Origin of the sequence: Bradyrhizobium iriomotense (genome assembly GCF_018129405.1) — a bacterium.
GTDB classification, from domain to species: domain Bacteria; phylum Pseudomonadota; class Alphaproteobacteria; order Rhizobiales; family Xanthobacteraceae; genus Bradyrhizobium; species Bradyrhizobium iriomotense_B.
In genome coordinates this window covers 142334-154783 of record NZ_JAFCLP010000013.1, presented here as the reverse complement: position 1 = coordinate 154783, position 12450 = coordinate 142334, and the positions used below count along the sequence as shown (strand labels likewise).

8 protein-coding genes are annotated in these 12450 nt (G+C 64.7%); 5 read left to right on the top strand and 3 right to left on the bottom strand.

Annotation, left to right across the window (positions count from 1 at the left end; translation table 11 throughout):
• Positions 1 to 24 precede the first annotated feature (24 nt).
• The 4 genes from JQ592_RS24855 to JQ592_RS24840 all read left to right on the top strand — a co-directional run bounded on the left by JQ592_RS24855 (position 25) and on the right by JQ592_RS24840 (position 6432).
• A complete protein-coding gene (locus JQ592_RS24855) occupies positions 25 to 1230 on the top strand; it encodes an ABC transporter substrate-binding protein (RefSeq protein ID WP_211405402.1) in 1206 nt (401 codons plus the stop codon).
• Positions 1231 to 1478: 248 nt separating this feature from the next.
• A complete protein-coding gene (locus JQ592_RS24850; RefSeq protein WP_211405401.1) occupies positions 1479 to 2546 on the top strand; it encodes an HlyD family secretion protein in 1068 nt (355 codons plus the stop codon).
• Positions 2543 to 5317, top strand: a complete 2775-nt coding sequence (gene rbbA, locus JQ592_RS24845; RefSeq protein WP_211405400.1) for a ribosome-associated ATPase/putative transporter RbbA — start codon at positions 2543 to 2545, stop codon at positions 5315 to 5317. The genes JQ592_RS24850 and rbbA overlap by 4 nt, the downstream gene beginning before the upstream one ends.
• Before the next feature lie 2 nt (positions 5318 to 5319).
• The gene (locus JQ592_RS24840; protein ID WP_211405399.1) at positions 5320 to 6432 is read left to right on the top strand and encodes an ABC transporter permease; all 1113 of its coding nucleotides are present in this window, start codon (positions 5320 to 5322) and stop codon (positions 6430 to 6432) included.
• Positions 6433 to 6448: 16 nt separating this feature from the next.
• On the opposite strand, the gene JQ592_RS24835 is transcribed toward JQ592_RS24840, so the two are convergent.
• The 3 genes from JQ592_RS24835 to JQ592_RS24825 form a co-directional block, all read right to left on the bottom strand.
• On the bottom strand, positions 6449 to 6937 hold the full coding sequence (locus tag JQ592_RS24835; protein ID WP_211405398.1) for a DUF2059 domain-containing protein: 489 nt from the start codon (positions 6935 to 6937) through the stop codon (positions 6449 to 6451).
• 47 nt (positions 6938 to 6984) lie between these two features.
• Positions 6985 to 8199 (bottom strand): OpgC domain-containing protein, encoded by a 1215-nt coding sequence (locus tag JQ592_RS24830; protein ID WP_211405397.1) that lies wholly within the window; start codon positions 8197 to 8199, stop codon positions 6985 to 6987.
• 315 nt (positions 8200 to 8514) lie between these two features.
• The gene (locus tag JQ592_RS24825) at positions 8515 to 11556 is read right to left on the bottom strand and encodes an ATP-binding protein (RefSeq protein ID WP_211405396.1); all 3042 of its coding nucleotides are present in this window, start codon (positions 11554 to 11556) and stop codon (positions 8515 to 8517) included.
• A gap of 261 nt (positions 11557 to 11817) precedes the next feature.
• Between JQ592_RS24825 and JQ592_RS24820 the strand changes: the two genes are divergently transcribed.
• Positions 11818 to 12312 (top strand): hypothetical protein, encoded by a 495-nt coding sequence (locus tag JQ592_RS24820; protein ID WP_211405395.1) that lies wholly within the window; start codon positions 11818 to 11820, stop codon positions 12310 to 12312.
• Positions 12313 to 12450 lie beyond the last annotated feature (138 nt).

Genomic DNA, 12450 nt, shown 5'->3' with positions numbered 1-12450 from the left:
TCCCGCATAAGAGGAAACATATCCATGAGACCCATCGCAGCCCTCGTGTCTGCGGCCGGCTTGCTGTCGGCTGCCTTGATCGCTCCCGTCTCCGCCCAGCAGACCCCGCTCAAGATCGGCGTGCTCTCCGACTTCTCCTCGGTCTATTCCGACATCGGCGGCATGGGGAATGTCGAGGCCACCAGGATGGCGATCGAGGATTTCGGCGGGCAGATGTTCGGCAAGCCGATCGACATGGTCTCGGCCGACGTGCTCAACAAGCCCGACGTCGCTTCCACCATCGCCCGCAAATGGTGGGAGACCGAAGGCGTCGACATGATCATCGACCTGCCGACCTCGGCCACCGCGCTCGCGGTGATGGAGCTGTCGAAGCAATACGAAAAGATCATGATCGTGACGGACGCGGCGAGCTCCGACATCACCGGCAAATCGTGCTCGCCCTATACCGCGCACTGGACCTACGACACTTATGCCAACGCCCACACGGTGGGCAGCGCCATCGTCAAGAACGGCGGCGACACCTGGTTCTTCCTCACCGCCGATTACGTGTTCGGCCATTCGGTCGAGCGCGACACCGGCGACGTCGTGAAGGCCGCCGGCGGCAAGGTGGTCGGCAGCGTCAAGCACCCGCTCAACACGGCGGACTTCTCGTCCTTCCTGCTGCAGGCCCAGGCCTCCAAGGCCAAGATCATCGGGCTCGCCAATGGCGGCGGCGACACCATCAACGCGATCAAGCAGGCCGGCGAGTTCGGCATCGTCGCCGGCGGCCAGAACCTGGCCGCGATCGTGATGTTCATCTCCGACGTGCACAGCCTTGGGCTGAAGCTCGCGCAGGGCCTGATCATCACCGAGGCTTACTACTGGGACCTCAACGACAAGACCCGCGCCTTCGGCAAGCGCTTCCTGGAGCGCGTCAAGCGCATGCCGACGATGAACCAGGCCGCCACCTACAGCGCGACGCTGCATTACCTCAAGGCCGTGCAGGCGGCCGGCACCAAGGACACCAAGACGGTGATGGCCAAGATGCGCGAGCTGCCGGTGAAGGACGCCTTCACCGACAACGGCGTGCTGCGCGAAGACGGCCGCATGGTGCACAGCATGTTTCTGTTCCAGGTGAAGAAGCCCGAGGAATCGAAGGGGCCGTGGGATTACTACAAATTGCTCGCCGAGGTCCCGGCGGACCAGGCGTTCCGGCCGCTGAAGGATGGCGGCTGCCCGCTGCTGAAGTGAGTTCGGATAATCTGTGAATCGACGACGACTCGCTCAACAAGGCTTGCCGTCCGCCTGATCGACCGAGGCGGACGGGCCATCGCAACGAGCCGCCCAAAATAGAGACAGGCACACCTTGCGCCGCTGTCTGATCTGCATCAAGTTGCGATGCAAAAATCGCTGCAATGGTGAGGCCGCCCGTCCACGCAAATCGCGGCCGGGCGTTCGTGTCTCAACATGTGGGCGCCGCCTCACGGCGTTATGAACAGATGAACTTCACACCGGGGCGTGTCGTCGCCACGATCGTCATCCTCCTTGCAGGCGGCGGCTATTATTATTGGCAGCACCGCGATTCCAATACACTGCCGGCAGGCTTTTCCCGCGGCAACGGCCGCATCGAGGCGGTCGAGATCGACATCGCCACCAAGACACCGGGCCGGATTCGCGAGATTCTGGTCAACGAAGGTGATTTCGTGCGGGCGGGCCAGGTTCTGGCGCGCATGGACACCGAGCAATTGCAGGCGCAGCGCCGCCAGGCCGAAGCGCAGCTGCAGCGCGCGTCCATCAATGTCGAGACCGCGAAGAGCCTGGTGAACCAGCGCGAGGCCGAGCACAGGGCAGCGGAGGCCGTGGTCGACCAGCGCGTCGCGCAGCTCGACACCACGAGCCGCAAGCTCGATCGTTCCGAGCAATTGATCAGGACGAATGCGGTGTCGCAGCAGGTGCTGGACGACGACCGCTCGGCCAATGCCACTGCGAAGGCAGCGCTTGCTGCGGCCCAGGCCCAGGTTGCGGCCTCGGAAGCCGCGATCAGTTCCTCACGTGCCATGGTGATCGATGCCGGCGCCTCGGTCGACGCCGCCAAGGCCGCGATCGAAAGCATCAACGCCGACCTCAACGACAGCGTGCTGAAGGCGCCGCGCGATGGCCGCGTTCAGTATCGCGTGTCGCAGCCGGGCGAAGTGCTCGCGGCCGGCGGCCGTGTCCTCAACATGGTCGATCTCGGCGACGTCTACATGACGTTCTTCCTGCCGACGGCGGATGCCGGCCGTGTCGCGATCGGCACCGAGGTTCGTCTCGTGCTCGACGCCATCCCGCAATACGTGATTCCGGCCAAGGCCACCTTCGTCGCCGACGTCGCGCAATTCACGCCCAAGACCGTCGAGACCGAGGAGGAACGTCAGAAGCTGATGTTCCGGATCAAGGCGCATATCGCGCCGGATCTCCTGCGCCAGCACATCGAGCAGGTGAAGACCGGCCTGCCCGGCATGGCCTATGTGCAGCTCGATCCGGCCGCACAATGGCCGGACAATCTCAAGATCAAGCTGACCCGATGAGCGCGGCAGCCACAGCCGAGCTACCTGCCGCGCCCGGCAGCGTGGTGCATCTCGAAGGCGTGGGCCTGAGCTACGGCAAGACCCGCGCACTGAATGCCGTCACGCTCGACCTCCCGTCCGGCTGCATGATCGGGTTGATCGGCCCCGACGGCGTCGGCAAGTCGAGCCTGCTCGCCCTGATCGCCGGCGCGCGCGCCATCCAGGAGGGACGCATCCATGTGCTCGGCGGCGACATGGCGAGCGCACGCCATCGCCGCAACGTCTGCCCCGACATCGCCTATATGCCGCAGGGGCTCGGCAAGAATCTGTATCCGACGCTCTCGGTGTTCGAGAACATCGACTTCTTCGGCCGCCTGTTCGGACACGACAAGGCGGAGCGACGCAGGCGCATCGCGGGTTTGCTGCGCGACACCGGGCTCACCCCCTTTGCCGACCGGCCCGCCGCAAAACTCTCCGGCGGCATGAAGCAGAAGGTGGGCCTGTGCTGTGCCCTGATCCACGATCCCGAGCTCTTGATCCTCGACGAGCCGACCACCGGCGTCGATCCCTTGTCACGGCGCCAGTTCTGGGAGCTGATCGCCTCGATCCGGAGCAGCCGGCCCGGCATGAGCGTGATCGTTTCGACCGCCTATATGGAGGAGGCCGCGCAGTTCGACTTTCTCGTCGCGATGAATGCCGGTCAGGTGCTGGCGACGGGAACGCCCGCCGCGCTGCTGCGGCAGACCGGTGCCGATACACTTGACGATGCCTTCATCCATCTCTTGCCGGAGGAGGATCGCAGCAGCCACACCAGCGTCGTCATTCCTCCGCGCAGCAATGACCATGACGAGATCGCAATCGAGGCCGACCATCTGACCCGGCGGTTCAACGACTTCGTCGCCGTCGACGACGTGAGCTTTCGCATCAGGAAGGGCGAGATCTTCGGCTTCCTCGGCTCGAACGGCTGCGGCAAGACCACGACCATGAAGATGCTGACCGGTCTGCTGCCCGTGAGTGGAGGCAACGCTCGGCTGTTCGGCAAGCCGATCGATGCCGGCGACATGTCCGTGCGCCGCCGCATCGGCTACATGTCGCAGGGCTTCTCGCTCTACTCGGAACTGACGGTCGCACAGAATCTCGATCTGCATGCACGGCTGTTCGAGCTTCCGCCCGAGACCATCGCCGCGCGCATCGACGAGATGATTACCCGGTTCGATCTTGCGGGCGTGATTGACGCCCTGCCCGATGGGCTGCCGCTTGGCTTGCGGCAGCGGCTGTCGCTGGCGGTCGCGATGATCCACGCGCCCGACATCCTCATCCTCGACGAGCCGACCTCCGGTGTCGATCCCGTGGCGCGCGACCGCTTCTGGCAGATTCTCGCCGAGCTTTCCCGCAAGGACAACGTCACCATCTTCGTCTCGACCCATTTCATGAACGAGGCCGAGCGCTGCGATCGGGTCTCGCTGATGCATGCGGGCAAGGTGCTGACGTCGGACACGCCTGCCGCGATCGTGGCCGCGCGCGGCACCGCCACGCTCGAGCAGGCCTTCATCGCCTGCCTGGAGGAGGCGATCGCCGACACCACTGATCCGATCGGGCCGTCGGCGGCCGCATCGCCCACCCCCACGACGACGGCTGCCGTGCTTCCGCGCAAGCGCAGCGCGACGTTCAATCTGACTCGCATGCTCGCCTACTCCCGGCGCGAGGCGCTCGAGTTGCAGCGCGATCCGATCCGCGCCACGCTGGCAATCCTCGGCAGCGTGCTCTTGCTGTTCGTGCTCGGCTACGGCATCAGCATGGACGTCGAGAACCTGACCTTCGCCGTACTCGACCGCGACGACAGCGCCATCAGCCGCGATTACAGCCTCCAGATCGCGGGGTCGCGCTACTTCACCGAAAAATCCCCAATCACCGATTACGCCGATCTCGACCGCCGCATGCGCGCCGGCGAGATCGGCCTCGCCATTGAGCTGCCGCCCGGCTTCGGCCGCGATGTCAGCCGCGGCCGCCATGTCGAGATCGGTGCCTGGGTCGACGGCGCCAACCCGACGCGCGCGGAGACGCTGCGCTCCTATGCCCAGGCCATCCACGCGACCTGGCTCGCGCAGAAAGGCCGCGAGCTCTATGGCGAGGCGGCGATTGCCGGCTCCTACCAGCTCCAGCTGCGTTACCGCTACAATCCCGATGTCAGAAGCGTCGTCGCCATGGCGCCGGGCATCATCCCGCTGCTGCTAATCATGATCCCGGCGGTGCTCGCCGCACTCGCGGTCGTGCGCGAGAAGGAGCTCGGCTCGATCGTCAATTTCTACGTGACGCCGGTGACGCGGCTGGAATTCCTGCTCGGCACGCAGCTGCCCTATGTCGTGCTCGCATTCGGCAACTTCCTCCTCCTCGTCGGCTTCGCGCTTGTCGTGTTCGGCGTGCCCTTCACCGGCAGCTTTGCGGCCTATGCGCTCGCCGCCCTGCTCTACGTCACGGCCACGACCGGCATGGGACTGGTGATCTCGGCCTTCATGAACAGCCAGATCGCGGCACTGTTCGGTACGGTGCTGCTCACGCTGATCCCGGCCATCCAGTATTCCGGGCTGATCGATCCGGTCTCGTCGCTGCAGGGACTGGGCGCTCTGGTCGGCCGGCTCTATCCCACCACCTATTTCGTCACGATCTCGCGCGGCACCTTCTCCAAGGGCCTGGCGTTCGACACCCTGCACAATGATCTGCTGGCGCTCGCCATCATGGTCCCGGTGCTGGTGACGGCCGGCGCAATGCTGCTGAAGAAACAGGCCCGCTGACCATGCGCCTCGACAACGTGCTGCAGCTCGGCATCAAGGAATTGCGCGGCCTCGTGCGCGACCCGATGCTGCTCGTGCTCATCGTCTATTCCTTCACGCTGGCGGTCTATGCCGGGGCAAAGGCCCTTCCAGAGACGCTGAACCGCGCCGCGATCGCCATCGTCGATGAGGATCATTCGCCGGTCTCGACCCGGATCGGGATGGCGTTCACCGCGCCCTATTTCTCCGAGCCGCGCCTGATCTCGCAATACGAGATGGACCGGAGGATGGATGCCGGTCTCGACACCTTTGCGCTCGACATTCCGCCGGAGTTCCAGCGCGACCTGCTGGCGCGGAAGTCGCCGACGATCCAGCTCAACGTCGACGCGACGCGGATCTCGCAGGCCTTCAACGGCGGCGGCTATGTCGAGCAGATCGTCAGCGCGGAGGTCGCCGAATTCCTGGCGCATACGCGCGATGCGCAGGCAGCGCCGATCGAGCTGGCGCTGCGCGCGCGCTTCAATCCCGAGCTGAAGAAATCATGGTTCGGCGCCATCGACCACATCATCACCTCGATCACCATGCTCTCGATCATCCTGACCGGCGCCGCCCTGATCCGCGAGCGCGAGCACGGCACGATCGAGCACCTTCTGGTGATGCCGGTCACGCCGCTGGAGATCATGGTCAGCAAGGTCTGGTCGATGGGAGCGGTGGTGCTGATCGCCTCCGCCTTGTCGATCCTGCTCGTGGTCAAGGGATGGCTGGCGGTGACCATCGACGGATCGGTGGCGCTGTTCCTCGTCGGCGCGGCTCTGCAGCTGTTCGCCACCACCAGTATGGGCATCTTCCTCGCCACCGTCGCGGGATCGATGCCGCAGTTCGGGCTGCTCCTGATCATGATCCTGCTGCCGCTGCAGACCCTGTCGGGCAGCATGACGCCGCGCGAGAGCATGCCGCAATTCGTCCAGGACATCATGCTGGCCGCGCCCAACACGCATTTCGTGATGCTGGCGCAGGCCATCCTGTTCCGCGGCGCGGGCCTCGAGGCGGTCTGGCCGCAACTCGTCGCGCTCACGCTGATCGGCGTCGTCTTCTTCCTGATCGCGCTGCGCCGGTTTCGCGCCTTTCTCGCCTAGGCGCGGGGCGCGCGGCTCAGAGCTTGTGCCCCTTCTGGCGCAGCGCCTCGATGAGGCGCTGCTTCAATTCGTCGGCGGCCTTCTGGCTGACGTCCTGGCTGATCTGCACGCTCGCCTGGGCCAGCGCATCCGACTTCTCCAGGAACTTTCGGCCTGCCGGCTGGGCGTAGAAGGTGTCGATCTGGCGCAGCTCGTCCACCGTGAAAGCTTGGGCATAGAGCGCTGCAATCTGGTCGATCATGGACGCAACGAACGGAGCATAGATCTCGGAGCCGGGGGCCGTCACCGCATCGTAGTCGCGCTCGATCTCCGGCCTGTCCTGCGAGACCACGGGCCGCAGCTTGAGCAGGAGCTGCGGCAGCAGCGCGCGGTACTGGTCGGCGATCTTCAAGGTGACGACGAGCTTGCGCGCCGCGCTCATCGCCTCCGGCGACGGCGGCTGTGCCGATGCGCCGCAGACGAGAAACAGGAGAGTGCCGGCGATCGTCAACAAACGTCTGGACATTGAGCTCTCCGTTGGACCTCTCCATGAAAGGCAGGCGTCGCGATGCGTCAGCGGCTCGCAGGGGCTGCGGTGGCGGTTGCAGCCGATGCGCTGCTCTCGGCCGCCATCTCCTCGACCTCCGTCACCTTCACGAACAGGTTCGGCACGCGCTCGGCCCGACCGAGCAGCCAGGCGGCGCCGACCATGATGACGATGCCGGCGATGGAGACGGCGAGCTGCTCCCAGATTCCCTTGCTGTACTGCGTCAGGATCCAGTGCGCCGAGAACGACAGGAACACGCCGAGGCAGAAGATCGGCAATGAATGCTGGCCGCAGAGGATCACGGGGCGCAGCCAGTTCGCATGCAGCGCCCGCCATTTGCGCGAGATGAAATAGGTGACCCAGATCGCCAGCGCCAGGAAGTGCGTGAAGCGCAGCATGTCGAGGTCGGTCTTGTCGATCGGGTAGATCAGCTTGATCATCCATTTCGGGATCAGGGCCTCGAGCGCGTGGATATGCCAGGTCATCACGATCAGCAGCGCGAATACCAGCCACGCCGCAGCGAGCGCCATCGTCGTCCTGGACCAGACCCATTTCGCGATCGTCTCGATCCGGCCGATGCCGCACCAGGCCGCGAACACGAACATCAGCTGCCAGCAGAACGGGTTGAAGTACCATTTCGTGCCGGGCGGATAGGAGGCGATGTTCCAGTCGAACCAGCGCGACAGCACGTAGAGCACGACGGAGCCGGCGAGCGTCAGGTTCGGCCGCCGCACCAGGCACCAGACGATGAAGGGCGATGCGAACACCAGCGTGATGTAGAGCGGCAGCACGTCGAGATTGACCGGCTTGTACTTCAGGACGATCGCCTGCCCGATCAACTCGTCCGGATGCGACAGGAAGTTGAACACGTTGAACTCGTGCTCGTACATCGGATTGTCGAAGCGGCGCGCGGTGCGCGCGATCTGCGCCGTGAACAGCAGGAACAGCATGATGTGGGCGACATACATCTCGGCCGCCCGCCGCCACAGCCGCTTGAGCGCGGCGAGAAACCAGCCCCCCGCGATGATCGGTCCGTAGATCCAGCCGACCAGATAGCCGGAGATGAAGACGAAGAACTCGGCGGCATCGCTGAAGCCGTAATTGCGCAGCGTCAGCCAGGCCACGACGTCGTGCGGGATGTGGTCGAGGAAGATCATCCACAGCCCGATGCCCCGGAAGAGATCGAGCCGCAGGTCGCGCTCGATCGGCGCAAGGAGTGCCGACTGGTCCTTTGTAATCATGGCCCCGCCTCTTCGGGTGGGCGTCGCGCCATGGCGGCGCCAGCGAAATGGAATACTAAAAAATGCGAATCAAAAGGTCACCTGACCCAGTGGCCAGCTGCCCGCCCACGGTAGCCGACCGCTGTGTCTGCGCAAGGGACTTTGTCGTCGCCGGGCCGTGCCGGAGTGGCGGCCGGCTCAAAAACAATCGAAAACAACCCCATGCACAGTAGAACCGCTACGCTAAGCCGTTGTTATCATTGCGAAATAAAAACGCCCATTCGGGCAGGAAAAACGTGCGGTACGATCGCACGCCAAACCGCTGAGCACCAAAGGTCAGGTCAGCTCGTCGCCGCGGGCGAGCATCTCGTTCAGCATCGCCTCGGCCTTCTGCTGCAGCGGCAGCGCGCCGCTGTCGGAGGCGATCGCGATCGCGGCGCGCAGGGCGGCCAGGACCGCCGCCTTGTTCGCCTCGTCCGAGGGCGGCGTCACCACGGCCTCGCCGACCAGGGCCTCGGCCTCGAGGCCGGAAAACCCCTGCTGGCGTGCGGTGTTGCGCGCCTCGCGCAGCATGTTCTGCGCGGCCTGGACATCGCCGAGGCGATGGGTCGCGAGCGCAAGATAGATCGAGCTGCGCAGCACCGCCGAGGTATAGCCGACCGCCTTCGCCTCCTCGCGCGCCTCGGTCAGCATGCCGCGCGCCCGGTCGAACAGCCCCTGCTCGAGATAGGCGATGCCGAGGTGGCAGGCCAGCACCGGCACGAACAGCCGGATGCCGTGCTTCTGCGCCAGCACGAAGCCTTCCTCGAGAATCGAAGCGGCCGCCGCCGGATCGTTCCGCCCGAGTTTCAGCCAGCCGCCGCTATAGGCGGCGGCGACGCGGTCGTAGGGACGGCCGGTCTCCTCGGCGATCGCGGCGGCCTGTTGCTGGAGCCGTCCGGCGGCATCGAGCTCGCCCATGACGGTGTTGGCAATGCTGTTCATCATGCAGCAGAGCAGGAGCAAGGATCGCGGCGTCGTACCGATCGGGGCGCTCGCTGCCGAACCCGCGAGATGGGCGCGGGCCGTGGCCAGCATCGTCTCGGCATCGTGGTAGCGGCCGGCCAGAAAATACGCTTGCCCGAGACCATATTGCGCGAGATTCCGCCAGGCGGGATTGCCCGAGCTTTCCGCCAGATGCACGACGTCCTTACCGATCGCGACAGCTTCGACCGGCGTTCCATAGAAGTTCTGCGCACCCGCCCTCATCGTCATGGCCGCGACCTTGCGTCCGATATCGTTGATCGCATCGGCTCGCCGTTCTGCCTCGCTTCCCAGATCCAGAGCTTCCGCGACGCGCCCTGATCCGGCAAAAGCCAAACGAGCCTCCATCCGGAGGTCGATGGCGTCCGTCTCTCTCGCGTGCGTCGCCGCGGTCTTGTCGAGCGATTCCATCGCGATCTCGAAATAATCGACCGCGTCGGCATAGGCTGAGCGAGCCAGGCATCTTCGAGCGGCGCTCCTGCCATGGTGAAACGCCTTCTGCCAATCCTTTGCCCTTGTGGCGTGATAGCAGAGCGCGTCCGGCCCATCGGTCCACGCTTCGTCGCCCTCAAGAGCCGCGAGAATGCTGGCATGGATGCCTTCGCGCACCTTTTCGACCATCGAATCGTAGGTCACCTGCCTGACCATCTCGTGCCGGAATTCGAGCGAGTCCTCCAGCTCGCTATCGATCCTGACGAGCAGTTCGGCCCGGTCGAGCGCAGTGAGGCAATCCTGCAGGACGTCTTCCGGCAAGGCCGCAACTTTCCGCAGCATGGCCTGGTTTGCCCGCGGTCCGAGCGCCGCTGCGATCTGGAGCAGCGATCGCTCCTGTCGTGACACACGATCCAGTCGCGCCGCGATCACACCTTGAATGCTGCTGGGGATGCCGAGCTCGTCGACAGGACGCGCCAGGGAAAGGTCGCCCCACTGGCCGAGAAGCATGCCGCTGTCCTTCAAACTGCGGCAGACTTCCTCGATGAACAACGGAACGTTGGCCGTATGAGAGATGATCCGGTTCTTCAGCTCTGCGTTCGTCGTGGCGGGGCCGAGCATCTCCGTAAGCATGGCCAGCCCCGAATCGTCGTCGAGAGGCCGCATCGCCACGATTTCCGCGTGACAGCGCGCGATCCACACTGGCATTCCATTGGGCCGCGTCGTCAGCAGCACAAGCAAATCGGGGCATTGCAGCGCGGACAGGGTGGCCACGACCGTATCGCTGGCCCGGTCGATCCAGTGCACATCCTCGATCAGAAGAATCGTGCGCTGGTGACGGGCGACGCTCTCGACGATCGCGCAGCTTGCCTCCGAAATCGCGCGGCCGCGCGCGTGAGGCTCCAGTTCGTCCCAGTGCGGATCGGAAATCGGCAGGTCCAGCACCGCGTCGACGGCTCGCTGCTGCACCGTCGGCAGCGCGTCCCTGGGATCGTCAACCCTGCTCTGATCAAGGATCGACAGCAGCAGGCGCTTGAGGGTGCTGTACGGCGCGCCCTGGAGGTTCGGGCTGCACTCGGCATCGACCAGCCGCCAGCCGCCAGCCCGGAGGTCCTGCGCGAACTCATGTGCAAGGCGCGACTTCCCGATGCCGGCGTCACCCATCAGCAGGACCGTCTGCCGGCCAGCGGCGACCTTTTCCGTAGTACGCCATAGCAATGCCCGCTCCGTCGTACGGTCGACGAATCGGGAGACACTGCGCGCACGCCTGACCCGCCAGCTCGAAAGATCGCTGGCCCCCATGACGCGGTACACAGGCAAGGGCTCGCCGAAGCCACGGAGCGCCTTGCGGCCCAGGAATTCAAATCGGACATGCCCGTCCGCGAGCTCCTGGCAGGCTTCGGAGACGTAGATCTGGTTCGCCTCGGCCGCCGCCTCGAGCCGCGCGGCTAGATGCTGGGCGGCTCCACCGATCTCGTAGACCTTGGAAAACTCGTTGGCGACCATGTAGGCCACCACATGGCCGGAGTGCAGGCCGACTCGGACCTGAAGTCCGGGATCGCCCAAGCTACTGACACGCCGGACAAGCTCGATCGCCGCGTGGCAGGCCAGGGGCGCATGGTTGTCGTCGGCGATCGGGGCGCCGAATACCGCGGCCACCCCGTCGCCCAGCTCCTTGCTGACGATGCCGCCGAACTGACGCACCGCGCCTCGCATCGCCGCAAGAGCTGGTTCGAGGCGCGACACCGCCTCCTCCGGCTCCAGTTCGGCAACAAGACCTGTGGAATCGACGACGTCGGCACGAAGGATCGTCACGAACCGTCGTTCGCTGTCTGGATCGACGCGTTGACGAACCGCCGCCCCGCATTTGGAGCACCAGCTGTCGCCCGGACCAATCGCCGACTGACACGCGAAGCAATGCATTCCAGCGCCTTCAACGACTGCCGCGGCAGTCCCGCTCCAACGCCCGCAAGGCGTTTGGACGTACATTACCCATAGAGGAATGCATGGCAATTGGGCTTGCGAGATACGCGATGTTACCGGATGGTGGCTCGCTGGACGAAGCGCAGTCTTGGGTGGTAGCGTGACTGCACACAACAAATTGTGTGATCGGTCGTGACGCGCTGCGTATTTCGGGCAGCCAGGGACAGGTTTTGACAAACAGACATATCGGGGAAAGAGGCGATGGCCGGACTGGTATATAGCGGCAAAGCATTTCGAGACTTGATGAACGCCAATTACTATCCCTTGGCGAACATGAAAAAGAGCGTCGCCAAGCTCAAGGCATCGGAGGACATCGACCTACCGACCCTGGAATACGGCCAGTACCACCTGATCCTGAACCCGCCTTCGAAGTGGCCGCAGGGAAGCGCCAAATACTGGCACAAGGAGAAGGGCCGAGCCCGCGTCGATCTCAGCACCCAGCCGAATACGGTCCCCCTCTCCAAGGACGAGCCCGGCGTGATTCCCCTGACGCGATGCGATCTGCTCGATGCCTGCGTCCGGAAATGCTTCAACTCCGAGCCGCCGATCCCGATGAAGACGAAGATCATCACCCATGCAGCCAGCGATGCATACGCTCACCGGCATGAGATCCGGCTGGAGTGGGAATATCGCAATGGCGAGGACAAGGCGCCGACGCTGCTCAATCTGACGATGGTTTGCCCGCACAGGTCCTGATCAGAACCATTCTGCTTCGTTAAGAGAATCATCGATGCCCGTGCGCTACTGGCGCACGGGCATTTTGTCTGCCGGGGCCGTAACGGGTCGCCCCTGTCCCACCTCCCGTCACGGCCCTGTCGCACGAAGATGATCCGC